The organism is Streptococcus taonis, assembly GCF_029948085.1.
Lineage (GTDB): Bacteria > Bacillota > Bacilli > Lactobacillales > Streptococcaceae > Streptococcus > Streptococcus taonis.
This window is the reverse complement of the sequence record NZ_JARZZP010000009.1, coordinates 81,608-108,251: the sequence shown is the minus strand read 5'-3', so window position 1 is coordinate 108,251 and position 26,644 is coordinate 81,608. Positions and strand designations below refer to the sequence as shown.

Genomic DNA, 26,644 nt, shown 5'->3' with positions numbered 1-26,644 from the left:
GGCTTCCGGAACTTTGAAAACTTTAAAACTAGAATCCTCATTGCTTTGAACATCAAAAAGGAGAGAACCATGTTGGTCCTCTCCAGGTTATAACTTTTTATCAACCCACTACAGTTGACAAAGAGCCGTTATAACTTTTTATCAACCCACTACAGTTGACAAAGAGCCCTAATAAGCAGATGAGAGTTTTGGATTATTTAAAGATAGAAGTTTTAAAGCTATCTGTTTGTTGAAGAAGTTTCTTGAAGACTTTTTCTTTAAGTGATACGGTATTGTCAAATTTGACAGATCCCTTACTTAGAGTAGCCTTATCTTTATCAACTGCTTCAGCAAATGCACGTTTCAAGTCTTCATAGCTATTGTATGTTTTACCATCAATTTCAATAGATTGAATTCCTTTTTTAGCGCTTGTTACAACTTCATTGAAGTATGCTTTCTTCCAATCTTCAAGATTGTTGAATTTTCCTTCAGAAATCTTATTAATGATGAAGTCATCACCTAAAGTATCTTTACCAGCTTTTTTAGATTCAGCTTTTAGCATGTTAGAAGCATAGTTTAGGAAGCCTTTTTCATAGCCATAGTAACCCCAGATTCTGAAAGTATTGTGTTTAAATGACATCGCTCCTGGAGCACCTTCACTTGTATTACCACCATAGATACCAGTCATCATTGGAACATTCACATAAGCAGAATCAAAGTCAGTAGGATTATAAACTCTGTTACCTGGACCGCGGTTAGTCATGAAGTTGTTCGTAATTAAGTCATCTACTGTGCGTAAAGGAATAGCTTTTTCCTCATCACTTAAAGGTCGAACCTTGTCGAATTGGTTCTTGGTGTTATTTCCTCGGTATTGCTTATCAACCTTCTTGAACCAAGCATTGTTTAAATCTTGATTTGCTTTATCGAGGACAGCCTCTCCTTCAAGATAATCCAGAAGCATAAGAGTGTCGTTGTAGCCCTTCATGTAACGATCAATTTCGTCACGTGACTTCAGATCATTTGGATTGGTGTTATACCATTGATTGCCATCGTTTGGACGTTCATAAGCCATGTTGAGACCTAGGGCTTTGTATTCACCATTTGGATTTGATACTGATGGAGTTTGCAACATTCCTTGTGCAAATGCTTCCAAATCAGTACCTTCACGGTGTCTTGAGCCACCCAAGTATACCATACGGTCATTTACGTGAGTTGTTTCGTGGGTAAAGGCAGAAACCCCAAAGTCACTAATCATATCCGTAACCATGAAGAAGACAGAATCATCTTTATATGGATTCTGATAAACGCGAGCCACAGCTCCCATACGCCAGTCAGTCGCATGATAACGTCCTGTAGGTCCGTATAATTCACGGATAGGCGCCACATCTTTACCACTATTAGTGTGACCGTATTTATCAGTACTAATATCTTTATAGTTTTGGTTATCCAAAACAGGTGTTGGAACCATGTTGTTGCTCTTCAAAAGTTGATTACGAACTTTATCGATTGATAGACGTGACCAGAAGTCTAAATAATTCTGTTGACCTTTTGCAACCTTATCGATTTCAGCTTTAAAGGCATTACGTTCTGCTTCAGTATACTTACCATATTTTTCAAATGAACTATAAGCCATTGTATTGTAAGTTGAAATCAAGAACATATGGGCATCTTTCAAGTTCAAGAGTGGCAAGATCATCTTACCGTGCATATCGTTGTTTAATCCTTCATAGGCTCTGTGTTTCTTATCCGCAAACTCAGGAGTTGTTGTTTTTGGTTCCACGATATAGACATTATCTTTAGTTGCTTTAATGAACCAATCATTTAGATCTTTGTCTTCTGTGAATAGACGCATATTATAGTCTAAGAAACTGTTTAACTCGCCTATACCGATAACTCCACCGATAGTTTCGCGATAAGCTTCTAAAGTTCTATCACCTTTAATGTTATTTTCTTTGGAACCAATCTTGATCAAGAAGTCTAACACATTGACATTTTTACCATAGAAGTCTGGTTTGAACAACATGAGTTGCTTGATATTGAAGTTATCAAACTTAACTCCGTAGTAACGATTGAGGTAAGACAAACCAAGAAGAACAGCAGCCTTGTTGTCATCAATCTTCTTAATCAAGGCACGTTTAGCAGCTTCATCTGTGTTTAATTGATGGTCTTCATTTTCAAGCAACTGTTTCACAAATTTAGCCAGATTATCCTTGACTTCTTTGAAGCTTTCTTCTAGGTAAAGATCTTTTATAGCGTTAACTTTATTTGGTCCTGTTCTACCTAGGTGTGTGTAGATAGGATCTGATTGCAATTCAACTGGACTTAATTTTTCAACGATAGTATTGATAAGATCGCTACGGTCTTTGTCAACCATGTTCGGAGTGTAAACAACTTCTCCAAGTTCAGCAATGCTGTACTCTTTGACTTGTTTGACCTTAGATTCTTTCAGCGAAACAGTAAAGATGTCTTTGGTCTTATCACCATAATGAACCATAATATGGTCGGCATCAGCCAATTCTGTTACAAAAGCATTGCCCTTCATGGCAGTAACAGACAAGACTTCCTTGGTCAAGAGAGGACTTCCTGCAGCCAATTTGTTTCCTTGGTTAACAATCCACTCTTTGTTGTAGAATGGTTGCAATTTTTCGATATTACGGTAGGCAAGTTCACGAGAAGCGTCGTAACCATCGATTGTTTTGTATTGATCAGCTTTGTTGACAATGTTATTAAGTTTGTCTTCAACAGGTTTGGTGCTTTCAAATTTATCAGCAGTGATCCCCATTGCTTCAATCTTCTTGTCAGCTTCTTCTTGTGAAATGCTAGGAATCTTGCGAGAATTCTTATAAGATTTATTACCCTCACTTACTCCCTCAACACTAAAGTTACGTTTTGTTCTTGAATACGTGAAGTAATCATCGGCGTCAATATCAGAGTGACCAAAGACCATCTCACCTGTTTTGACTTTCATCATCGTGATGTTGTCTTCAATAGCACCCAAGGCCCAGTTAGTACCAAGTAATCCACCAGATTGAACAGCTTCCTTCAGCTCAATCGAACCTTTAGCAACTGAATTTCTAAGAACACCTTCTCTTCCTAGTGTATTGTTATCTCCACCATTTTGAGAAGAATAAACTAAACCTGCAGCTTTTGCCTTGTTACCAGTAATTTCAGCATCAACGTAGGCTTTTTCTACGATACCTTTCCAGTTTTCGCCTAGAACACCTGCTAAGTACCAACCTTTGTTTCCAGCAGCGTGAATCTTACCGATAAAGGCAACATTACTTACCTTACCACTACCATCAATTTTATTGATAATACCAGCTACATCGTTGCCCCCGACAACATTACCTGTTACTTTAACATTTTCGACAGTCGCATTATTTTTGATAACATTTGCGATTGGTGCTACTCGATCAAATCCTGGCATGTCAATGTTGACATTTTCAAGCAAGAGATTCTTAACAGTACCACCTTCAATGTTACCAAACAATGGTCTCGTAATGTTATAGATGGCAAATTTATTACCTTCTGTACTTTCCAATGTTCCCTTGAAGGCATTGGTTACATAAGACTTGCCAGCGGGGTTCACGTTACTTGCATTCATACTGCTACCAAGCTTAAAGGTACCAGTAGGATTGTCCTGCATGGCCTTTACAAGATCATTGAAATCGTAATAAACATCACCTTCATGAGCTTTTGGCTTAGCAAAGTAATGGACATATTCTTGACTGAACTTGTTGTCTGAATTACGCTGAATTAAATCAGGGGCTTGGGCAGTTACTTTGTACAATGTTTTACCATCTACAGTAACTTCTTCAATCTTGTCAACAGCTAGTCTTGTAACCTTGTTATCATGAGTTGTCACTTTCAAGTAATAAGGTTTAACATCTGATGGTTTAGCTGACAATAGACTATTATCAGTTTCTACACCTTGGTCATCAACACTGATAAGGCTGGTTTCCTTGATATTTTTGACTTCGACTTTTTTGAGATCAAGTCGCAGTGGTTCTTCCGTGAGAACAACTTCTTCGTTCCCATTTCCACGATCGTAAACCATCTTGGTTGCAATCTTGTAGTCCTTGTAGTATTTCAAGTCTGTAAGATTAGCAGTCAAATCTCCCTCAGACATGTTGACTGTTTGAAGGCTAGTGTCTCCGTCTTTCAAGACAACTTCAAGAGATTTAATGGTTACACCTGTTGGTTTGACCAATTGGTAACGAACCTTGGCACTACGCTCTAATTCTTCTTTATCAATTTGAGTAATTGTCAACGTTGGCGCAGCGAGGACTTGATCACCTTTCTTAATGAGACGATCTTGCGCAGCTTCGACAACTTCCTCTGAAATAGTTGGAGCATCCGCAGTTTTCACGCCCTTAAGAGTCTTATAGACTTTGGTAATCTTTTTCTTACCGTTTTGACCAGCTTGAGCAACAACTTCTGTTCCCTTCGGAAGAGTGCTGTCTACTTCTGTTCTTGTCTCGAAAGGAATTTCTTCAAATGAAACTTCTTCAACTTTACCTTCAATAGCCTTGGTACCACGACTAATTTTTTCGTTTACTGGAGCCTTAACAGTTTCTGTACTCGTGCTGATTGGGTCCCCAACTTTTTGGCCATTGACTGTCTTATAGACACGATGAATCAGCTGACTTCCTGCTTGACCATTTTGAATTACTGTTTCTTCATCAGTGTAGCGAGTATCGTCATTTACATACTCTCTTGTATATGGAACTTCTACAGTTTCAGTTTCTGTGATAGTTGCTTCAGCTACTGTATACTCTGGTAATTCTGGCTGAACTAGGGATTCACCTTCGTGGCCTTCTTCTTGAGTTCCTTTTGCTGTGATTTCGCCGGTGTAGGCGGGGTTTTCTGGCTGAACTAGAGATTCGCCTTCGTGGCCTTCTTCTTGCGTGCCTTTGGCTGTAATCTCGCCGGTATAAGCTGGAGCTTCTGGTTGAACTAGGGATTCACCTTCATGACCTGATTCTTGAGTTCCTTTAGCGCTAAGTTCGCCTGTATAGGCTGGTAATTCTGGCTGAACTAAAGACTCACCTTCGTGACCTGATTCTTGAGTTCCTTTAGTACTAATCTCACCTGTGTAAGCTGGCAATTCTGGTTGAACCAAAGATTCGCCTTCGTGGCCTGATTCTTGAGTACCTTTGGATGTAATCTCGCCGGTGTAGGCTGGGGCTTCTGGTTGAACCAGTGATTCACCTTCGTGGCCTTCTTCTTGAGTTCCTTTAGCGCTAATCTCACCGGTGTAGGCTGGCAACTCTGGTCGAACCAAAGATTCGCCTTCGTGGCCTGATTCTTGAGTGCCTTTAGCGCTAAGTTCGCTGGTATAGACTGGCAATGCTGGCTGAACTAGGGATTCGCCTTCGTGACCCTCTTCTTGGGTTCCTTTGGCTGTAAGCTCGCCGGTGTAGGCTGGCAATGCTGGCTGAACCAAAGATTCGCCTTCGTGGCCTGCTTCTTGCGTTCCTTTGGCTGTAAGCTCGCCAGTGTAGGCTGGCAACTCTGGTTGAACCAGAGATTCACCTTCATGGCCTGATTCTTGAGTTCCTTTAGTACTAATCTCACCTGTGTAAGCTGGCAATTCTGGTTGAACCAGAGATTCACCTTCATGGCCTACTTCTTGAGTTCCTTTAGCAGTAGCAATTTTCTCTGGTTGGTCTTGGAAATCTGATGCTTTAAAGTAACCGACGTATTCGTATCCTTCGATTTGAATGACACCTTTTGCCAAGTCCTCTTGACTACTTGCTGCAATCGTTTGATTGTAGGACACTAGGATTTTATTCTCAAATGCTTGAGCTGACTGAGGGATAAAGTAACTACCACCTAGCGCTCCAATAAAGAGAAGACCCAACATTTTATTGCGGTGTTTTTTAGACATCACCACAACAACCAAAGACGCTGTTGCAAATCCAAGAGTTGCCAGTGCTAACTCCTCGCTTCCAGTGTTCGGCAATTGTTGAGAATTCACTTCCTTCTTTCTGTAAACAAGATAGACAACATCATCTTGCTTTAAATCAGAAGGAAGTTCGCGATGGATTAAAGCTTTTTCTGCTTCTGTCAATTCTTGCTCAGCCAAATAACGGTAATGAACTTGGCTAGGTGTCGCTACTTCGTTAGCTGCAACAGTTTCAACTAAAAAGTTATTTGCCCCCAAAAGAAATGTCCCGATAACCGCAGAACCTACACCAACTGAGAACTTCCGAATAGAGTATTTAATGACTCTATCAAACTGCATTTTTCTGTTTTTCATTTTAAATCTTTCTAATGTGATCTATTGGATATTGAGCACGCGCCCCTCCAATGAGTTTTGGTCGACTAGCAAGTGCTGTCACATGAGCCAGACCAATCTCTCTTAAGACTGGTCGAATGGGTACCTGAACATGTTTGATATGCATACCGATAGCTGTATCACCAATGTCTAGACCAGCATCTGCCCTGATAAATTCGACCTCCACGGGATCCTTCATATAGCGAAAGGCGGCCAATTGACCAGAACCTCCTGCATGTAAGGTCGGGAGTACACTCACAATCTCCAACTGATGTTTTATAGCTACTTCTCGTTCAACAACTAAAGCCCGATTGACATGTTCACAACCTTGAACAGCCAGGTGAATTCCCTTAGCCGTCAACAGTTCCAACATAGTCTTGACAATAAGTTCACCGATTTCCTGACTCGAATCTTTTCCGATGTGTCCTCCCAGCACTTCACTCGAAGACAAACCCAAGACAAATAGTGCTCCCTCCTGTAAAGAAGCCTTGTCTAGTACATCTTCAAGAATCTGCTGTGTTTCTATTTGAATCCGTCTTTGGTCCATATTTCACCTCGCTTTTTTCATTCTATCATATCGTTTTTCATCAATTTTAGCAAGATTGGAAGACATAGGAATACCAATTGCTAGGATTCAAAAACTATATGAGGGCTCTTTTCAAAAACTGATTCAAATTTTATCTATTTTCAAATATAAACTAAAATTATACTTTGAAAACAAAAAAAATATAATAGTTTAGTAAAATCGTTGCTGTAGCAACATTTACACCTAAAAGATTTGTCAGTCAATTCGATTCTAAACTACCGAAAGTAACTTCCTCCATTCTACCCCATTTCTTACTTTTAAGCTACTAATTTACCTTATTTTTTGGACTTTTTTTCTACTTCGTACTAACCTTTGTCCATTCAGAAAATTTTCATGAAATTATGCTAAAATTTTAATTCTGCTATCAAATTATAATATAGCAATTTTTTGAATACAAACTGTATCCAATTTTTAAAAAATAGATTTTACAGAGAAGATAACAAAAGGCGGGGGGTGGGACAGAAATCGATAGACAAAGTCTCGATTTCGTAGTCCCAGCCCCGCGAGGATGATTAGGAGCTTTTTGGAGTCTAATACTCAATGAAAATCAAATAGCAAACTAGGAAGCTAGCCGCAGGCTGTACCTGAGTACGGCAAGGTGACGCTGACGTGGTTTGAATTTGATTTTCAAAGAGTATAAAAGACGAACAAAAAGTTCAATCATCTACCGCGTCAAAGTTTGATTGCTAATAAAAAGTGAGGTCGGGATCTTTTGTCCCAACCTCTTTTTCTAGATTAAACTTTTTGGAGTCCTTGGACAGCATCGTGGTTGATGATGATTTGACCGTATTCTTGGAGAACTGAACGGCTGATATCACTATCATCAGCAAATTCACGCATGCGAGCCAATAACCAAGCTGGATAAAGACTTGGATGATCTTCTACATCAACCAAAACTGTTAGATAGTATTGGTCGTTCATTTTGTAAAGTTCTGAAGTCTCCATTTGGTAGTCAACCGTTTTGGCAAAAGAAACCAAACTAGATAAATCGTCAAAATGTAAGATGTAGTAGATATAAGGCTCTCTTTTTCCTTCTTCTACTTCGAGGGCTTCATCAAGTGCTGCTTCTTCTTCCTTTTCAACCTGCTCTAAAGATTGAATAGCTTCAATATCATCTTTGGTTTTTTCTGCCATGGTTTTCTCCAAGGTTTTCAAAAACTCATCTGGAGACATTTTGGCCAATTCATCCATATCTGGAAGGTCTGCCAAATCGTCAAAGTCCAAATTCTGATCAATCTTAGACTTGGTCACAAAAACATCAACCTTGTCTGGCTTAGGTGTTACTCGAAAACTAAGCATACCTGTATCCAAGAAGCTATCTGGCATCTCTAACTCATCCAAGATTGCATAGAAAAATTCTTCTGTTTTTTCCTGTGGAACGAGAAAGTCTGCGATTTCCATTCCACGATCCATCAAATCTTCTAGAGACATGGTGATTTTTAAAGTCGTATCACTGATTTGTTTCATTTTCATAGTTCGTAACCTCATACTTTCAGTTCTATCTATTATACAAGATTTCAAAAATTTTATCAAAAGAATGGCGTTGGAATGTGATATAATACTAGTATCTATTTTAGAATGTAAGAAAGAAAGTTTCATGAAAAATATAAAAGTTAATGCTTTGGCTAGCTTGCTGGTCAATATCTTGAATATCGTTTTTCCTTTGATTACTAATCCCTATCTAACGCGGATTCTTAGCAAATCGAATTACGGTTACTTCAACACTGCCAACACCTGGGCAAGCTTTGTCATTCCACTCGCTGCCTTTGGGATTTACAATTATGGGATTCGAGCCATTAGTAAAGTTAAGGATGACAAAAACAAGATCAATTATGTCTTTTCTAAGTTATTCTATATTTCGCTAATTACTTCAGTTGTAACAACAGTTATCTACTTCCTCTTTATTCACTTTGATACCAGTATTGTCAACCTCAAAATCCTTTATTATATCCTTGGAATCCAAGCACTCTTTCAATTTCTAAATATCGAGTGGATGAATGAAGCCTACGAGAATTATTCTTTTATCCTTTATAAAACACTGGTTATTCGGATTGGAATGTTGGTCGCTATCTTCGCTTTCGTTAAGACACCTGATGATATCGTCCCTTATGCTACCATCATGAGTGCGACAACTATCATCAACTATCTGCTAAGCTTCCTCTGGATTAAACGAGAGGTCTCCTTTGTTAAGATTGAGTTCATCGAACTTCTCAAGTCATCTAAACCTCTCCTAACTATGCTCCTTCTAGCAAATGCTAATATGCTCTATACCTTACTAGACCGTATGTTCATTACCAAAGGTCCTGATGAGAATTACATCTCATACTACACCATCGCCTCCAGTATCGTTATGCTGATCGCTAGTGTCCTTAGCGGAGCTATCAACGTCAGCATCCCACGACTTGGTTATTATCTAGGAAAAAAAGATTTTACTTCTTATAAAAATTTGGTCAATCAGGGCGCATCCCTCTTTTACTTCCTCATGATTCCTACCAGTATTGGTATTATGGTTTTGGGAACCTATGCTACAGTTATTTACTCTTCTGAGAAATATCTAGAAGCCGGAATTGTAACAAGTGTCTTTGCCTTTCGTACCATTATCTGGGCCATAGAATTAATCCTTGCTAAACAAATTATCTTTATCAATGACCATGAAAACCACTTGACTGCTTTCTACTTTATCGGAGGTGGTGCAAATATTCTATTTAACTCCTTGCTGTTTTTCAATAATATCTTCACTCCTGAATACTACATTGGAACAACCGTTCTAGCTGAAGCAATTGTGGTTCTGCTAGAGATTCGCTTTATTAGGAAGTACAAACTATTGGATTTGAAAGAGATTTTTACAACCTTAACTCGCTACACAATCGTGTCACTCGGTTTCATCCCAATTTATTTTGTTTTTAAAACCCTCTTCCAAGTTCATAGCTATGAAGTTACGATGAATATGATCTGCATGGTTCTTTCTACAATCGCAGCTTGTGGCATCTATTACGCTATCACACTCTTTATTATCAAAGATAAAACACTTCATTATGCGCTCGACCTAGTTCGTGCTAAGATTAAAAGAGGATAGAGGTCATTAGCCTTCTCAAAAATGTTCAAATTAAATATTATGTAACAAAAAGAAGACCTTACAGAGTCTTCTTTTTTCTTTACGGCCTACACAATAAATACCCACTCAATAAGCTTGTTAGAGCAAACGAGGTCAAGACAACACCGACCTAGCTTTAAAAAAATTAGAAAGAGTATCACTTACAAATCTACTGTTAGTACGTTCCCAGCTCTCACGACTTGCTCACCTGCAATGTAGACGTCATCAACATCACTGGATTTGACAGCATAAACGAGGTGAGACAGCATGTTTTCTTGCGGTTGGAGATGGATTTTGCCTTGGGGTTGAATAACGAGAAAGTCAGCTTGCTTGCCGATTTCCAAACTACCAATCTCATCTTCCATTCCCAACACCTTAGCACCCTCGATCGACAGGGCCTTGAGGGCAGTTTCAATTGGAAATTGGCTGGCATCACCACTCTTCATTTTCTGTAAAAGGGCTGCCGTGCGTCCTTCCTCAAACATATCGAGGTTATTGTTAGAAGCAACTGAGTCAGTCGCAATCCCGACTGGCACTCCTGCCTTTTGAAGTTGGACGACTGGTGCAATCCCTGAGGCTAGTTTGAGGTTGCTGATTGGATTGTGGGCGATAGCGACTTGCGAATCTGCCAAGCGGGTAATTTCTGCTTCATTTAACTCAACACCGTGAGCAAAGACAGCTTTATGGTCTAAATACCCAAGTTCATCTAGAAAGGCTAGTGGGCGTTTGCCATAGCGTTTCAGGATAATACCTGACTCTTCCTGGGTTTCTGCAACATGGATATGAAGAGGAATGTTTTCTTCTTTTGCTAGGTCAAGACTTGCCTCCAGCAAGTCTCGATCACAACTATAGGGCGAATGAGGGGCCACCATAACCTTGAAATTTGGGTCTTGATAGCCTTTGATTGTCTCGATGACAGCTCGAGTTCTAGCTATAGTTTCAGCCGTCGTCTCCACATCTGAAGAAAAGAGGGTTGGAGAAAAATAGCAACGCATCTTGGATGCCTTGACTGCCTCATAAATCTCAGCTATATCCACTCCATTAGGATTGTACATATCATTGAAAGTTGTCGTTCCTGACTGGAGCATCTCTGTTAGTGCCTCTTTGACGGCCTTTGTAGTCATCTCTGGTGTGAATTCTGCTTCTGCTGGCCAGATATAGTCCTCTAGCCATTCGTGGAGATTGCTATCGTCACGAATGCCTCTCAAGCCTGTCATGGCAGAGTGAGTATGGCAGTTAACCAAGCCAGGCATAATCCAGGCACCCTGACAGTCTATTATTTGATCTGCTTGTTTAAGAATCTCTTGATTTTCCTGACCGACATAGACGATTTGGGATTCTTTGACAGCCAAAATCCCATCTAGATAGACATGGAAATCTTGGTCACAAGTCACGATATTTGCATGCTGAAAGACTTTCATCCCTAGGCTCCTTTTCTATATAAGTATTCATACTGGATAATTTTTCTAGCTATTGTAACAAAAAAGTCACCCGAAGGCAACTTTTATTTTGTATTTGCTTAAGAAACTAGGTAAAGTCTATTCTGGACTAAAAGCGGCTGCTTGCTGCATTTGATAGTATTTGCCTTTTCTCGTCATGAGTTCCTGGTGATTGCCATATTCGACAATATCTCCATCGACCAAGACAAGAATCAAATCAGCATCCTGAATGGTCGATAAACGGTGGGCAATGATAAAGCTCGTCCGCCCCTTCATGAGTTTGGCAAAGGCGTCCTGAACCAGCACCTCTGTCCGGGTATCGATGGAGGAAGTCGCCTCATCTAAGATAAGAATCTTAGGAATGGCTAGAAAGACGCGGGCAATGGTTAAAAGCTGAGCCTGACCAACAGACAAGGATTCCCCTGCATTTTCAAGCTTGGTATCATAACCATGTGGCAACTGTTGGATAAAGAAGTCTGCGTTAGCTGCCTTGGCTGCCGCAATGACCTGCTCTCGGCTAGCATCAGGATTTCCAAAGGCAATATTGTCATGAATGGTTCCTTGCTTGAGCCAAGTTTCTTGAAGCACCATCCCAAACTGCTGTCTCAATGATGATCGGGTACAGTCATAAATCGAATGACCATCTAGCAAAATATCTCCAGAGTTAATCGGGTAAAAACGCATGAGGAGATTGATGAGGGTTGACTTCCCTGCACCCGTTGGCCCAACGATGGCAACCTTGCTACCCTCCGGAATGTCAATAGACAAGTCCTTGATTAAGATCTTTTCAGGATTGTAGCCAAAGGAGACATGCTTAAAGGAAATAGCTCCCTTGACTTGGTCGCTGTTCAATTCTTTAAGACCAGTTTCTCTAATCTCAGGGCTTTCTAAAACAGTATAAACACGTTCTGCACAAGCCAAGGCACTTTGCAACTCAGCTAAGACCGATGAAATATCATTAAAAGGCTTGGTGTACTGCTGCACATAATTCAAAAAGGTCACTAAACGCCCAACCGTCAAAGTAGAACCTGCCATGATGCGTAAGGCTCCAACACCAGCAAGTAGGGCATAAATGAGGGCATTGACAAAACGGGTGGAAGGATTGACTGTCGAAGAATAAAAGATAGCCGACTGAGAATAACCTGCGTAGTTGTCATTTGCCTCATGAAGTCTCTCGATAAATTCTTCCTGAGCATTGAAGGACTGGATAATGGCCTGTTGGGTGAGCGATTCTTCTATCAACTGAGTCTGAATCCCCCTAGTCTCTGTCTGCTTTTGAAAGAGATGGTAGGATTTCTTAGCGATAAAGCGTGAAATGACCATAGATAGAGGTGTTAAGAGCAGAACCAAGAGAGTCATCAATAGATGGATTTGGAGCATAGCAAGGATGCTGACCAAAATCATCAAAACTCCTATGAAAAATTGGTTGAAAATCATATTCAGACCCGCTGCCAACTGCTCGATATCTGTCGTTACACGGCTGACCATTTCCCCACTACCTTGTCTATCTACAAGGGCAATCGGAAGACGATGGAGCTTTTCAATGATTTTTTCGCGCAAATCTCTAGTATAGGAGAAAATCAGTCGATTATAGAGGAGAGGATTGGCCCATTGTACCAGCGTATTTCCTATCACCACCAAAATCATCTGGAGGAAAATCTGCCAAAATAGCTGGGATGAACCATCGACTAAGACTTGGTCAATCACCTGTCCTATCAAGATTGGTAGATAGATTGATAGGGCTACCTGAGCAATGGTACCCAAGAAAGCCAGGAAAAGAAGGACGGGATGGCCAGCTAAATCTTTTGCTAATCGTTTAAGGGTTTGACTTGCATATTTGCCTTTCATTCTAGTCCTCCTTTCCATGTTGGGATGCATTGATTTCACGATAGACTTGACTAGTTTCCATCAATTCCTCATGATTTCCAAGTGCTAATTGCTCCCCTTTCTCTAAAAGGAGAATTTGATCAGCAATCTTCAAGGTTGAAGTTCGTTGGGAAATCAAGATCAAGCTGGTGTTTGGTAGCTTATCTTGAACAGACTTCAGAAGATTAGACTCAGTAATGGTATCAAGGGCTGACGTCGCATCATCCAAGATGAGAAATGGTGCTTGATGTAAGACTGCTCGGGCAATTGATAAGCGTTGTTTTTGCCCACCTGAGAAATTACGACCGCCTGCTTGAACCTCTGCGTTCAGCTGGCCTTCCTTGTCACTGACAAAGTCCTTGGCCTGAGCAATTTCTAAAGCCTGCCAGAGTTCTTGGTCCGAGACAGCTTCTTCCATACCCAAGGTCAAGTTGGAACGAATGGTTCCCTTAAAGAGTTCAACCTTTTGAGAAACATAAGCCATCCAGGACCGCCATTCAGAAAGATTGCGAGGACTACGTCCATCTCGATAAAGGGAAACACTTCCCTTATCTGCCGTATAAAGGCCAAGTAGGACTTGTACCAAACTTGACTTACCAGAACCAGTCCCCCCGATAATTCCAAGAATTTGTCCTTGTTTCATAGCAAAAGAAAGATTTCGAAAGGATGGTTGAGCAGCATCTGGGTAGGTAAAGCTCAAGTGTTCAACTCGTAAGGACTGGTTCGAGGAAGTTTCTTTTTGAGCAATTTCTGCCAGTATATCTTCAGGCTTTTCTGCAAAGACTTCTTCAATCCGCTTAGCAGAAATATAGGACTGGTTGAGTGAATTAATGAGCATGGCTAGTTTTATCAACTCTACCAAGATTTGTAGAAGATAGTTAATCAGAGCAATCAAGGCACCCTGACTGAGCCAGCCTCCCTGGATAGAAATATAACCATTCCAGATAATCACCAGCAAAGTTCCATTGACGATCAAATAGGTCAAGGGGGTCAAGAGACTGGACCAGTAGCCTGTTTTCATTTGGATAGCTGTATAGACTTGATTGAGTAATTGGAAGTTCTCGATTTCTCGTTTTTCTTGGCCAAAGGCACGAATCACACGCATCCCTTGTATCTGTTGGCGCGTCTCCTGAACCAGCTGGTCAGTTTTCTTTCTCAAACTACTGTAGAGGGGATTGACCAACCGTGACAGAACGACAATGACAAGGGTCAAAATGGCAACCATGACCAAGAACCAGAAGGTCAATTCAGGCGAGAGGCGATAGGCCATGAAAATGGCACCGAAAACAATAATAGGCGCCCTTAAAAATAAGCGTAAAAATTGATTGATCCCTGTCTGAATCTGATAGGTATCTGAAGTCAAACGCGTCACCAAACTCGAAGTCGTCAAACGGTCTCTACTATCCTTGGGCAAGGAGAGAATATGACGATAGAGATCATTGGTCAACTCTTTAGCAAATCCGACCGACGCCTTGGCTGAGTAAAACTGAGCTACTAAGGCTACCAAAACGCCGATAACTGCAAACACAAAGAGGAGACCCATTTGCATCCAGAGATGAGCTTGATCTTTTTGAGGGATGGATTGGTCGACAATCCCAGCTATCACCATGGGTACCAAGAGTTCAAAAACAGCTTCTAGCAGCTTAAACAAGGGTGCTAGGAAAGACTCCTTGAGGTAGGGTTTAAAGTAAGAAAGTAATTGTTTCATATGTCCCTTCTATTTCCAAAATGAAGAAGGTGGAAAAACCACCATCTTTTTACTTGTTTAAATATGGAAGCAAGTAGCCATAACCAGCCTCTTCCATCTCATCCTTAGCAATGAATCGTAAAGAAGCAGAATTGATACAATAGCGTAAGCCACCTAGTTCCTGAGGCCCGTCTGTAAAGACATGACCCAAGTGGGCATTACCCAAACGTGACCGAACTTCGATACGCTCCATACCGTGACTCAAATCCTGGTAGTAATGAATGAGCTCTTTAGAAATTGGTCGGCTAAAGCTTGGCCAACCACAGCCTGAGGCAAACTTATCCTTGGCAAAGAAGAGGGGCTCACCAGTCGTGATATCGACATAAATTCCTTCCTCAAAAGTTTGGTCGTAGGCATTGCTAAAGGGAGCTTCCGTCGCAGCCTCTTGCGTGACTCGATAGGACTCTTCAGACAGTTGTTCTCGTAATACTTCCTGACTAGGTTTTTCGTAGTTAGCTGCGTCTATCAATGGTTTCTCTGCATCTCTCACATCGATATGGCAATAGCCACCAGGATTTTTCTTGAGGTAGTCTTGGTGATAGTCTTCAGCTAAGATATAGTGACGAAGCTTCTCCACTTCCACTGCAATTTTACGACCGATGAGTAGTTCTTGTTCGCGGACTACTGTATTGATCGTTGGTAGATCAGCTTCTTCTAGGTAATAAATCCCTGTGCGGTATTGACGACCACGGTCATTCCCTTGTTGATTGACAGATAGGGGATCAATGACTCGGAAATAATAGAGCAAGATTTCACGAAGCGAGACTACCTTTTCATCGTAGACGACTTGCACAGTCTCTGCGTGATCTGTTTCTTTGATTAATTGATAATTGGTGGTTTCAACTTGACCATTAGCGTAACCAACACTTGTTTGCAGCACTCCAGAAATTCTGGAAAAATATTCTTCCAAGCCCCAAAAACAACCACCTGCTAGATATATTTCTGCCATTTCAAATCCTCCTTGACCTTCTATCGGTCATCAAATACGGGAAACCTTTCATACTCTTCGAAAATCAAATTCAAACCACGTCAGCTTCGCCTTGCCGTACTCAAGTACAGCCTGTGGCTCGCTTCCTAGTTTGCTCTTTGATTTTCATTGAGTATCAATTCCCATGTTTCATTTTCAAAAAAAGGACAGGAAGCCCTCTAATAGAGAGTTTCCCCATCCTATTGCTATATTTATTTTTCTTCGATGCGCACGCCTTCTGTGTCTACTTGCAAATCATGAAGCTTGCCTTTGAACGGTTGTTTTTCAAGCTCTGCCTTAATCTTCGGCATCTTATCAGGATCAGCTAGAACCATGACAGTAGGACCAGCACCAGACAAGTAGGTCGCATAAGCACCGTTTCTCTTGGCAACTTTTTTAATTGTCGCAAATTCTCGCACCAAATCTTGGCGGTAACGCTCGTGGAAAAGGTCACTCTCGATAGCTTGGCCAGCTTTGACCATATCTCCTGTCAGTAGAGCTGCGATAGCCACATTGGCGATAGAACTTGCTGCAACAGCTTCCTTGTATGATAATTTCTTAGGCAAGACACCACGACTATCGCGAGTTCGCAATTCGTAGTTTGGAATATAAGCTAGGAAAGCACACTCTGGGAAAGGCGCCACAACAGCTGAAACCTGATCTTCGACTGAGCTGGCAATGACCAGATTACCATAGATAGCCGGCGCAACATTATCAGGATGGCCTTCAATCTTAGTCGCCAATTGCAATTTGTCGTGATCGCTTAATTTAAGATTTCCTAATTGATTTGCCAGTTCAATCCCTGCAACGATGACAGAACTAGAAGAACCTAGTCCACGTGCAAGAGGAATATCACTAATCATTTTCAAACGTCGTGGTTGTAGGTCTGGAACAATTTGTAGAGCAATCTTTAGCAAAAGATTACGTTCATCACGTGGAATCCATTTGCCCAGTTGGTGCTCAATCATCCATTCTTCACGTTCCTCACAAACCTGAATTTCTAGATACTTCGTTACAGCTACACCAACCGAGTCAAAACCAGGACCCACATTGGCACTTGTAGCAGGTACAATAATCTTCATCTTAGTCTCCTAAAACCTTGAAGGTGTTGAGAAGTTCAAACTCGGCTACACCCTTCAAAGCTGCTGTAATATTTTCAAGCTGTGCCTTGTTGATTTTATGAGTGATGATGACAACACGAGCCTTGCCTTCTTGCTTACCATCTTGAAGGATTTGCTTGAAGGAGATATCTTCTGCATTAAAGAGCTCAGCCAATTTCAAGACTTGACCTTTTGAATCTGGAGCCAAGATTGAGAAATAGTAGTTAGCTTTGACATCTTCTGGCTTAGCCAAGACTACTGGACGGCTGTATTCATTAAAGGCTTTTCCAATTGTTCCATCATTCAGACGACGAACGATGCGGGCAATATCAGCCACAACACTTGTTGCAGTTGGTTTTTGACCAGCACCTGGTCCATAGTACATAGACTCCCCGATACCGATAGACTCTACAAAGACTGCATTCATAACACCATTAACACTCGCAAGTGGATGTGCTTTAGGAAGGAAGGTTGGCGTAACCTCAGCAGCAATACCAGATGCCGTTTCTTCAACAGAACCAACCAATTTGACTACGTAACCAAGTTCTTGAGCTACTGCTACATCTTCTGGAGTAATGTTGCGAATTCCTTGGTGGCCTACATCTTCAAACTTGACATTCATCCCAAAGGCGAACTGACTGAGGATGACCATCTTGTAAGCCGCATCAATCCCGTCAACGTCATTGGTAGGGTCGCTTTCAGCAAAGCCAAGTCGTTGGGCTTCTGCCAAAGCATCTTCATAAGACCAGCCTTCTGTTACCATTTTGGTCATCATGAAGTTAGATGTTCCGTTCACAACACCAAGAACACGTGTGATTTTGTCTGATGCTAGTGAGTTAACCAAGGTACGAAGAATTGGGATTCCTCCTGCAACTGCTGCTTCGTAGTATAGGGCAACATTGTGAGCTTTGGCTACCTCAAGCAATTCTGCACCATGGACTGCCAAAAGATCCTTGTTAGCTGTCACGACGTGTTTCCCTGCTTCTAAAGCACGAGTGATAAATGTTTTAGCAGGTTCGATACGCCCCATCAACTCAACAACAATCGTGATGTCATTGTCTGACAAAATTTCATCGATATTTGTTACAAAATTAAAATCATTTCCTGCTTCAAGCAAGCGGGCTTTCTCTTGATCATCTTTGACCAAAACCTTGGCTACTTCAATTTCTGAATGTGCTGCTTGAACAATTTTTTCTCCATTTTCCTTTAGCAAGAATGGTACACCACTGGCTACTGTACCAAATCCAAGTAAAGCAATTTTAACTGACATGTTTGTCTCCTTGAAATTTTCTAATAGTCCTATTATACCAAAATTGTGTGAAAATTCCTACCATTCTAAACTAAAAATAGAAGCATCAAATCATAAAAAGCCTGCCTTGGTACAATTTAGGACAGACCCTATTTTCTATCTATTTCACAAAAGCCAATTCCTTGTCGCTAGACAGATCTTCTCGATAATGAAAACCCACAAAGCTGAGTTTTGCAATCTCTTCAACCGAGCTTACTTGACCTTCCATCAAGGCTGTCAAAAAGGCTCCTCGGGATTTTTTAGAAATAGTTGAGTGGATTTTTAGTTTTCCATCTCTATCTTCCATGAACTTGAAGGTCACCATTTTCTCACGGATTTCTTTAGGGAAGACAGTTTCAAATTCAGAAGACAAGAGTGAAAAGATTAGTTCTTCACCCTTCATCGACTCCTCATAGGCTGCCTGCCAATGACTTTTCAAGCTTTTTCCAGCGACTTTGAGTTTCATCAAAAAGTCCAGTCTGTGAGGCGCAATCGGTTCAAAGGCTGGAATCACACCATAGAGAGCTGACGTTATCATGAGGTGTTTCTCCAGATAGGTTTGCTCCTCCTTGGTGAGATTGTCCCGTTTGATGTTGCGATACATGAGTCCATCAAAGAGGTGCAAGGCTGGATAGTTTGTCGCAGTTTCATTTTTCAAGGCCTGGATATGGTCATACTCTTCTTGTGCTTTTTCGGCAGAGATTTTATAAAAACTTTCCAGCTCTTGGGCAGAATATGTCGCTAATGCATCCACTACAGCCTGACTTTCAAGACGCAAAGGATTTGCTTCAAAACTAGGAATATTTGTATTCATTTCTTTTGCAGTTGGGATTAGAATTTTCATAGTGTTAGTGTAGCATATTTTTTTAAGACTACCAAGGATTTGAGCCTAAAAACCTCGGTGAATACCGAGGCTTCTTTCCTTATTTTGGCAATCCTAACCAGATTGCAAAGAGAACTAGTGCTGTCCCAAGGCAGCTTGTCAAGATAGATGACAGAGTAAACTTTTTCTCCTTTAGATGAGAAAATCCTATCTTCAAAGCGAAAAGACCAAGCAACATCGAACCAATCATCAGATAAAATCCCATTTGACTGTCCTCCATTTATTATTCTTTCATTCATTGTCTCAAATTTCAAACAAGAGTGCAAGAAAAACGAGTTTTTTTTCTTAGCTAGTTTAAGAAATCCTCCACTATTCTAGTGAAAGATAATCTGAACCTGCTTATATGATAATCCCTTCTAAATGGTCCAATTCATGCTGACAAATCTGAGCAGGAAATCCTGTCAGGGTAATGGTCTGTTCTTGCCAATGAATATCGCGATAAGCCACGGTAATCTTTTCATACCGAGTTGTTGGCCTTACACCAGTCAAAGACAAACAACCTTCCTCTGTTTCGTATGACCCTTCAAAAGATTGGAGAACTGGATTAAACATAACCATGGGAATCATTCCGATATTAAAAATAATGACGCGTTTTTGTACCCCAATCATATTGGCCGCTAGCCCAACACAGGTTTCTCGGTTAGCCAATAGGGTATCCTGCAAGTCCTTTGCTAGGGGTAGATCTTCCTGACTAGCAGGCTGGGATACCTGCGACAAAAACAAGATATCTTTTACAATTTTCTTTTCCAAGACTCTTTCCTCCATCTTTATCTCTACTTGATTATAGCATAAAAATCTTGTTCAGTTTATCTTTATATAAAAGCAAAAAAGCCATCCGAAGATGACTTTTCAATGCTTAAATAGCGTTTTTATCTTTTCCAAGTGCTCGTTGAACTGCTTTGACAATCTCAACAAGGACTACAATCATAAGCGCTCCAACAGCGACCACCATCCATTGAGTCAAGCTCAAGTTTGAAACGTGGAAGAGATTATTAAATCCAGGAACCAAAATTGTCACCACAAAGAGGACGAAGGCAACTGGGATAGACCAGTTAAAGGTCTTGTTGGTAAAGAGTCCCACTTTAAAGATAGATTGGTAAACCGACTTAACGTTAAAGGCATGGAGCAATTGGATCAAACCGAGAGTTGCAAAAGCCATGGTAAGGGCATCCGCATGGATTTCAGTATGACTTTGGTGCTCTGGGAAGAGAAGAGCCCAACCATAAACACCTAGAACTAGCATGGTTTGGAAGATTCCTTGATAAATGATTGCTCCGAAGACACCACCATCAAAGAAGTTAGACTTACGTCCACGAGGTTTGTGAGTCATAACGCCTGGCTCAGCTGGTTCAACCCCAAGAGCGATAGCTGGAAGCGTATCTGTTACCAGGTTAATCCATAGCAAATGCACTGGTTGAAGCACATCCCAACCAAACAAGGTTGCAAAGAAGATGGTGAAAACTTCAGCCATATTAGCAGACAAGAGGTATTGGATTGATTTTTGGATATTTGAGAAGACCTTACGTCCTTCTTCTACCGCTACGATAATGGTTGCAAAGTTATCATCAGCAAGGACCATATCCGAAGCTCCCTTAGAAACTTCAGTACCTGTAATCCCCATACCGATACCGATGTCAGCTGTCTTAAGTGAAGGCGCATCGTTGACCCCATCACCCGTCATGGCAACAACCTTACCTTCATTTTGCCATGCTTTCACGATACGAACCTTGTGCTCAGGTGATACACGAGCATAAACAGAGTATTGCTTGAAGACTTTTTGGAATTCTTCATCCGTGAGTTCATTCAACTCCGCACCAGTGAAGACATGATCTTCTGTATCATTTGGATCGATGATTCCGAGACGTTTGGCAATAGCTTCCGCTGTATCTTGGTGGTCACCTGTGATCATGATTGGACGGATCCCTGCTTCTTTAGCTACACGAACAGCTTCTGCAGCTTCTGGACGCTCAGGGTCAATCATGCCGACCAAACCAGAGAAAATAAGGTCAGATTCAACAATTTCAGATTCCAAGGTTGGAATTTCGTTACTTGTCTTGTAAGCCATCATCAAGACACGAAGGGCTTGTTTAGCCAAGTCTTTGTTGGTTGCAAGGATGGCATTTTTATCTTCTTCTGTGATTGGGCGAACTTCCCCATTGACTTCGATACGAGTCACGCGCTTGAGCAATTGGTCAGGCGCACCCTTGACAGCGATAAAGTAAGAGCCATCTGCTTCCTTATGGATGGTAGACATGAGCTTACGATCAGAGTCAAATGGCAATTCAGCTACACGTGGCTCATCTTCCAAGACTTCACGAACATCAAAGTTGTGGTCCAAACCAAACTGTACAAGAGCTGTCTCCGTTGGATCCCCAATCAGCTTGCCAGATGGATCCACCTTGGTGTCATTGGCAAAGTTCATGATACGTAGCGTATTGTTGTTAGCAGCAATTTCAGATGCCGAGCTTTGCAATTGACCGTTGGTATAAACTTTTTCAACCGTCATTTGGTTCATGGTCAAGGTACCTGTTTTATCAGATGCAATGATTTCTGTTGAACCAAGCGTTTCAACCGCTGGCAATTTACGGACAATCGAATTACGTTTTGCAAGGGTTGTAGTTCCCAAAGATAGAACGATGGTTACAATGGCAGGAAGCCCTTCTGGAATAGCAGCTACTGCAAGGGCAACCGCCACCATCAAGCCTTCTAATGGATGTTCTCCACGAACAAAGACACCAACCAAGAAGGTAATCACTGCAATCACAATGATTAAGTAAGTCAAGGCCTTAGATAATTGTTCCAGGCTTTGCTTCAATGGTGTCTCTGTCTCGTCGGCATTAGCCAACATATCTGCAATCTTACCAACTTCTGTATACATACCAGTGTTGGTCACGACACCAATACCACGACCGTATGTTACGTTTGAGTTTTGGTAACCCATGTTAACACGATCCCCGATACCAGCATCTGCTTCAACAAGTCCTGTCACATCTTTTTCAACTGGCACAGACTCCCCTGTAAGAGCTGCTTCTTCTATTTTAAGAGAAGCTGCTTCAAACAAACGCATATCTGCAGGCACGACATCTCCCGCTTCAAGCAAGACGATGTCCCCAGGTACCAATTCTTTTGAGTCAATCTCAATAACATGACCATCACGACGAACACGGGCCATCGGGCTAGACATATTTTTCAGAGCTTCAATGGCTGCTTCTGCTTGCCCTTCTTGGTAAACCCCAAAGGCAGCATTCAAGACAACAACGGCCAAGATGATAATGGCATCCGTTAGACCGTCCATTCCTTCTGTAATCACAGAAAGTGCCGCTGCCGCAAGCAAGATGATAATCATCAAATCCTTAAATTGATCAAGGAATTTAGCTAGTAGGCTACGTTTCTCTCCCTCTTCCAACTCATTACGACCATAAGTCGCTAAGCGTTCTTGAGCTTGAGTAGTTGACAAACCTTCGATCGATGAGTCCAGGTTCTTTAGGACTTCTTCTGAGGCTTGTGTGTAAAACAAGTCTTTATTTTGTTCTTTTGACAAAACAGTCTCCTCCTTTTGGCCTCTTTTTACAAAAAAAGAGACCTGTTTTTTAAAAAAACAAGTCTCGCTGTTTAATATAGTGCCGGAAATAATTCGTAATGACGACACTATCGCGGTTAACCGCCAGCTACTCCCTTGAGTAGTTCTATTATATCAGAATTTCAAAAGTTTTCAAGTTTTGAGGTGAGGTTACTCATCACTCTCATCATAGGTGCGATCGCTGATAATATATCTTGGACGTTTTTTCGTTTCTAGATAGATTTTTCCGATATATTCCCCAATTACACCAAGACTAATGAGTTGAACCCCGCCAAGTAAGCTTACAATTGCGTAGGTACTGGCCCAACCAGCTACTACTGTACCAGCAAATTTGCTCCACAAAACCCAGATGATCAACAAAAAACTAAACAGTGAAGTCATAACTCCCAAGCTAGTAATCAAACGGATTGGTTTAATCGATAAGCTAGTAATTCCATCCATAGCTAGACCAAGCATTTTAGAGAGTGGATAGTGACTCTCACCAGCAATCCGTTCATGACGTTTATAGGTCACGTAGGAATACTTAAATCCTACAAGAGGCATCAGTCCACGAAGGAATAAGTTGACTTCTTTAAACTTGGATAATTCCTGTAGAAATCGTTTTGAGACTAAACGATAATCAGCATGATTAAAAACGACATCCGCTCCAAATAAATGCATCACTTTATAGAATCCCTCTGCTGTAATACGTTTAAAAGCCGAATCTGTCTCTCGGTTATCACGAACGCCGTAGACAATCTCTGAACCTGACTTATATTCAGCAATCATCTGATTCATACAATCAATATCATCTTGACCATCTGCATCAATGGTAATCACGATATCCGCAAATTCTGCAGCTTCATACATCCCAGCAAGAACACTACTTTGATGACCACGGTTTCGACTTTGAGAAATACCTACAACAAATGGATTCGATGAAGCATATTCTTGGATAAGTTCCCAAGTTTTATCCTTACTGCCATCATTCACATACATGACCTTACTATTTGGATGAACCTCTTGATTTTTCACAAGCTCCTCTATTTTTCCCACAAACATTGGGTTAGTATGAGGCAATACCTGCTCTTCGTTATAACATGGAATCACGATATATAAAATCGGATTATTTCTACTCATTTTTGTCTCCTAACCTCTTAAATCCAAAAGGGAAATTAGTCCCTCTAAATACTCTGACAATCAATTCACACCCTACCAAAGTCAATATTGTCACAACACTTGTTGTAATATAGGCATTCACAAAAATACCGGTATATCTTGTAGATAATTGTAAAACTAATTTTTCTACCAATACTAAAACAATCGGGGCATGGACACCATAGTAAATCAAGGTTCTTTGACCGATTGATTTCAAGAGAGTCATTTCAGGAATTGACTTAAAGAATATGAGGGTGGACCATATACCTGAAATTGCAGCAATGTAAAACAAGAGATGGTTTCCAATCTGTTGATAGTAAAGATCAACAATCTGTTTCCCGCTCAAATTATAGTTTAGTTTACCTATCACCATAGTTAGCAATAAGGCAACTGGTAAATAGTATATTGCAAAAAACTTTTCCAGTTGCGCTAAATATTTTCTCACACCGACACCTAAGAGTGTAAAAATGATGGCTACAGGAACTAGATCAATATTCCAGATAAGATAAAAATTCCAAGAATAAACTTTTTGTCCTAGAACGACCAAGAATAAGAGGGAAATAGCAATTAGTATCCATTGACCAATCGACCATTTTCTTCTCAGAATGAAGTAACTAACAACATGAGCCAAGAACATGACATTCAGAAACCATAACTGAAAATAAACATGCAGTCTATCTGACAGTAATAATTGTTTAGCAAAATGAATAAGGTTAAAACTAAACACTTGTTCAGGATACATGACAAAGAGTTGAAAGAGGAAAACAAAAATATTCAGGTAAAAAAAGGGTACAACCAAACTTTTCACCTTACTAAGAAAATATTCCTTAAATGTTTTGTATTTAGTGACATTTAAAGTAAAACCTGACAAGAAGAAAAATAAGGGGATATGAAAAACATAGAGGAGTATTTTTGCACCAAGAGGCACAAAACTGCTATGCCCTATAATAACAAGTATAATCGCTAGCCCCTTAGCCATATCTAGGTAACCTATGCGCTTTTTCATCCTATCTATCTTCTCCTGTTCTTAGTCGATAAAGATTCATATCAGAAGTGACCAACTCAACTTCTTCAAAATAAACATCTTTCTGGTAATGTTCTTTCATAATTTTTTTGACCCGATCCATATTTCCTGAGGAAGGTGACCAAAAGAATAGGATGTTCTCCTTATCTAAAGCCGATGAAAGAAGATTACTAGGGTCCTCCACATTGTAGTTTTCCATTAATTGATAGTAATGTGGCGAAAAAGTTTGCCAATTACCTAAGGTTGTTGTATTTTCAATTAACTGATCAGGCTTCATTCTAATCGTAGCCAAGCTTGGTTGAGAATTGACAAGTGTTCCATAACCGCCAAAAACAAGCAATTTATCAGAATGTTTTTCCACTACATCATGATACTCTGATATCATGGATGATTGAATGATTGGGAACCAGTAAAGTTCTTGTCCCACACTATTTACCCAGGCCATACTCGCCAGCATTCCTACAAGTTGTAGACTATAAAAAATTCCTCTTTCTTTCAACAGTTTACGCTTATTGTAAAATAAGGGCGCATAGTAGACGAAAAAGATTAAAAAGCTAACGATAATCGGGATATAAACACGTTCTACTACTCTCTGCCTAACAAATAGTGCACCGATGAGTGCAAATGGAACAAGCGGGAGTAACCAGCCATAGACTTTCTTAGGCTTGAACAACAAAAACCAGCCAACCATAACAAGAAGAAAGGTTGTCAAAATAATGTTTTGGAAATAATCTTTCACCATCTGAAATACATTAAAGGAGTACTTCTCAGAGAAAGAACGTACGGATTGAATTTTTGTTAACAACTCATTGTTCAAAGCATCTTTTTCAGCAAATAACCAGTAGGTTGAAGCAGATAAGTCGTTTTCACTGACCCCCAATTCCTGAAATTCCTTGGCATGCTTCTCATAATCAATTGCAGGGAAATCTCTCAAATTGGTACTCAGAGTATTCCAAGTTAGGTATTCTTGAACATCTGGTTTCGTTAAGGTGTAAACTTTATTAGAAGCAAAGATAAGTAAAATAAGAGCAGATAATACGAAAAGCTCTTTTTTCTTTTTCTCTTTGATTACTTCAAAAACTAGAAACGGCAGTAAAAGTAGCAATAAACTGGCAATGATTTGCGGTCTAATCGACAATCCAATCAGAGACAACAGAGCTCCTACGATGTATTTTCTATCGAATAATAAAAGTATCCCTGCTGTAGACAACAAATAAGCAATTACTGAAAACGAGAAATACTTCATCAAAATCATTTGAAGTATAACAAGTAGGGGAAGAACAAAATAAAGTTTCTTCCTGAAAAAAGAATCCAAGTATACACTAAAGCTCAAGCAAAAACTAAGGGCTAGGAAAATAAAATAAACATTCCAAGTTGTAAACAATTGCTGAAGGAATACTAAAGCAGATGACAACATAATCCCAATGTAAGGGAGCAACATATTATCACCAGATAGTATGGTTTGATTGACCATGATATCATCTACGACTGGATATTCAAAGCCTTTCATCAATCTATATCCATAAAAAATAAAAAATGGTAGCACAATCAAACCAATGCGAATCATTCTATCTGTGATTTGTTTTTGGGTCATGGAAAACTCTCTCTAAAATTATGATTACTTTATATTCTATCATATTTCAATCAAAAAATCTGTTGAATCAATGCAAATCT

17 protein-coding genes are annotated in these 26,644 nt (G+C 40.4%); 1 reads left to right on the top strand and 16 read right to left on the bottom strand.

The features are described from left to right. Nucleotides 1-193 precede the first annotated feature (193 nt). From QEZ38_RS06295 to mecA, 3 genes are all read right to left on the bottom strand, one after another. Nucleotides 194-6,241, bottom strand: coding sequence for a ZmpA/ZmpB/ZmpC family metallo-endopeptidase (locus QEZ38_RS06295; RefSeq protein WP_281335365.1), 6,048 nt, complete (start codon nt 6,239-6,241; stop codon nt 194-196). Nucleotide 6,242: 1 nt separating this feature from the next. Continuing rightward, on the bottom strand, nt 6,243-6,806 hold the full coding sequence (locus QEZ38_RS06290; protein ID WP_153225322.1) for a TIGR01440 family protein: 564 nt from the start codon (nt 6,804-6,806) through the stop codon (nt 6,243-6,245). Between the two features lie 774 nt (nt 6,807-7,580). Then, a complete protein-coding gene (gene mecA / locus QEZ38_RS06285; protein WP_281335364.1) occupies nt 7,581-8,318 on the bottom strand; it encodes an adaptor protein MecA in 738 nt (245 codons plus the stop codon). A gap of 124 nt (nt 8,319-8,442) precedes the next feature. On the opposite strand from mecA, the gene QEZ38_RS06280 reads away from it, so the two are divergent. After that, nucleotides 8,443-9,921, top strand: coding sequence for an oligosaccharide flippase family protein (locus QEZ38_RS06280; protein WP_075231414.1), 1,479 nt, complete (start codon nt 8,443-8,445; stop codon nt 9,919-9,921). 179 nt (nt 9,922-10,100) lie between these two features. On the opposite strand, the gene QEZ38_RS06275 is transcribed toward QEZ38_RS06280, so the two are convergent. The 13 genes from QEZ38_RS06275 to QEZ38_RS06215 all read right to left on the bottom strand — a co-directional run bounded on the left by QEZ38_RS06275 (nt 10,101) and on the right by QEZ38_RS06215 (nt 26,564). Continuing rightward, nucleotides 10,101-11,360: a TRZ/ATZ family protein gene (locus QEZ38_RS06275; protein ID WP_075231415.1), complete on the bottom strand. Its 1,260-nt coding sequence runs from the start codon at nt 11,358-11,360 to the stop codon at nt 10,101-10,103. A gap of 117 nt (nt 11,361-11,477) precedes the next feature. Continuing rightward, complete coding sequence (locus QEZ38_RS06270) at nt 11,478-13,226, bottom strand: ABC transporter ATP-binding protein (protein WP_281335363.1); 1,749 nt, start codon at nt 13,224-13,226, stop codon at nt 11,478-11,480. A gap of 1 nt (nt 13,227) precedes the next feature. Further along, nucleotides 13,228-14,952: an ABC transporter ATP-binding protein gene (locus QEZ38_RS06265; RefSeq protein ID WP_281335362.1), complete on the bottom strand. Its 1,725-nt coding sequence runs from the start codon at nt 14,950-14,952 to the stop codon at nt 13,228-13,230. Nucleotides 14,953-15,001: 49 nt separating this feature from the next. After that, complete coding sequence (gene msrB / locus QEZ38_RS06260; RefSeq protein ID WP_281335361.1) at nt 15,002-15,940, bottom strand: peptide-methionine (R)-S-oxide reductase MsrB; 939 nt, start codon at nt 15,938-15,940, stop codon at nt 15,002-15,004. A 230-nt stretch (nt 15,941-16,170) separates the two neighbouring features. Next, nucleotides 16,171-17,040 carry a homoserine kinase gene (thrB, locus tag QEZ38_RS06255; protein ID WP_153225017.1) on the bottom strand — a complete coding sequence of 290 codons (870 nt, stop codon included), beginning with the start codon at nt 17,038-17,040 and terminating at the stop codon, nt 16,171-16,173. 1 nt (nt 17,041) lies between these two features. Continuing rightward, nucleotides 17,042-18,328, bottom strand: a complete 1,287-nt coding sequence (locus QEZ38_RS06250) for a homoserine dehydrogenase (RefSeq protein ID WP_281335360.1) — start codon at nt 18,326-18,328, stop codon at nt 17,042-17,044. Between the two features lie 139 nt (nt 18,329-18,467). Further along, complete coding sequence (gene yaaA / locus QEZ38_RS06245) at nt 18,468-19,190, bottom strand: peroxide stress protein YaaA (RefSeq protein ID WP_281335359.1); 723 nt, start codon at nt 19,188-19,190, stop codon at nt 18,468-18,470. A 79-nt stretch (nt 19,191-19,269) separates the two neighbouring features. Continuing rightward, nucleotides 19,270-19,434 (bottom strand): DUF3953 domain-containing protein, encoded by a 165-nt coding sequence (locus QEZ38_RS06240; protein WP_214261590.1) that lies wholly within the window; start codon nt 19,432-19,434, stop codon nt 19,270-19,272. 134 nt (nt 19,435-19,568) lie between these two features. Continuing rightward, the gene (locus QEZ38_RS06235; protein WP_281335358.1) at nt 19,569-19,979 is read right to left on the bottom strand and encodes a peptide deformylase; all 411 of its coding nucleotides are present in this window, start codon (nt 19,977-19,979) and stop codon (nt 19,569-19,571) included. 106 nt (nt 19,980-20,085) lie between these two features. Then, complete coding sequence (locus tag QEZ38_RS06230) at nt 20,086-22,770, bottom strand: cation-translocating P-type ATPase (RefSeq protein ID WP_281335357.1); 2,685 nt, start codon at nt 22,768-22,770, stop codon at nt 20,086-20,088. 189 nt (nt 22,771-22,959) lie between these two features. Then, nucleotides 22,960-23,928 carry a glycosyltransferase family 2 protein gene (locus QEZ38_RS06225; protein WP_281335356.1) on the bottom strand — a complete coding sequence of 323 codons (969 nt, stop codon included), beginning with the start codon at nt 23,926-23,928 and terminating at the stop codon, nt 22,960-22,962. Next, the gene (locus QEZ38_RS06220; protein WP_281335355.1) at nt 23,921-24,952 is read right to left on the bottom strand and encodes an acyltransferase family protein; all 1,032 of its coding nucleotides are present in this window, start codon (nt 24,950-24,952) and stop codon (nt 23,921-23,923) included. The genes QEZ38_RS06225 and QEZ38_RS06220 overlap by 8 nt, the downstream gene beginning before the upstream one ends. A gap of 1 nt (nt 24,953) precedes the next feature. After that, nucleotides 24,954-26,564, bottom strand: a complete 1,611-nt coding sequence (locus QEZ38_RS06215) for a hypothetical protein (protein WP_049527997.1) — start codon at nt 26,562-26,564, stop codon at nt 24,954-24,956. Nucleotides 26,565-26,644: the final 80 nt, after the last annotated feature.

Coding starts and splice junctions, on each gene's coding strand:
- QEZ38_RS06290 (WP_153225322.1), bottom strand. CDS start 6,806: ATGGACCAAAGACGGATTCAAATAGAAACACAGCAGATTCTTGAAGAT.
- QEZ38_RS06225 (WP_281335356.1), bottom strand. CDS start 23,928: ATGAGTAGAAATAATCCGATTTTATATATCGTGATTCCATGTTATAAC.
- QEZ38_RS06265 (WP_281335362.1), bottom strand. CDS start 14,952: ATGAAACAATTACTTTCTTACTTTAAACCCTACCTCAAGGAGTCTTTC.
- QEZ38_RS06280 (WP_075231414.1), top strand. CDS start 8,443: ATGAAAAATATAAAAGTTAATGCTTTGGCTAGCTTGCTGGTCAATATC.
- QEZ38_RS06215 (WP_049527997.1), bottom strand. CDS start 26,564: ATGACCCAAAAACAAATCACAGATAGAATGATTCGCATTGGTTTGATT.
- QEZ38_RS06275 (WP_075231415.1), bottom strand. CDS start 11,360: ATGAAAGTCTTTCAGCATGCAAATATCGTGACTTGTGACCAAGATTTC.
- yaaA (WP_281335359.1), bottom strand. CDS start 19,190: ATGAAAATTCTAATCCCAACTGCAAAAGAAATGAATACAAATATTCCT.
- thrB (WP_153225017.1), bottom strand. CDS start 17,040: ATGAAGATTATTGTACCTGCTACAAGTGCCAATGTGGGTCCTGGTTTT.
- QEZ38_RS06270 (WP_281335363.1), bottom strand. CDS start 13,226: ATGAAAGGCAAATATGCAAGTCAAACCCTTAAACGATTAGCAAAAGAT.
- mecA (WP_281335364.1), bottom strand. CDS start 8,318: ATGAAAATGAAACAAATCAGTGATACGACTTTAAAAATCACCATGTCT.
- QEZ38_RS06240 (WP_214261590.1), bottom strand. CDS start 19,434: ATGGGATTTTATCTGATGATTGGTTCGATGTTGCTTGGTCTTTTCGCT.
- QEZ38_RS06220 (WP_281335355.1), bottom strand. CDS start 24,952: ATGAAAAAGCGCATAGGTTACCTAGATATGGCTAAGGGGCTAGCGATT.
- QEZ38_RS06250 (WP_281335360.1), bottom strand. CDS start 18,328: ATGTCAGTTAAAATTGCTTTACTTGGATTTGGTACAGTAGCCAGTGGT.
- msrB (WP_281335361.1), bottom strand. CDS start 15,940: ATGGCAGAAATATATCTAGCAGGTGGTTGTTTTTGGGGCTTGGAAGAA.
- QEZ38_RS06295 (WP_281335365.1), bottom strand. CDS start 6,241: ATGAAAAACAGAAAAATGCAGTTTGATAGAGTCATTAAATACTCTATT.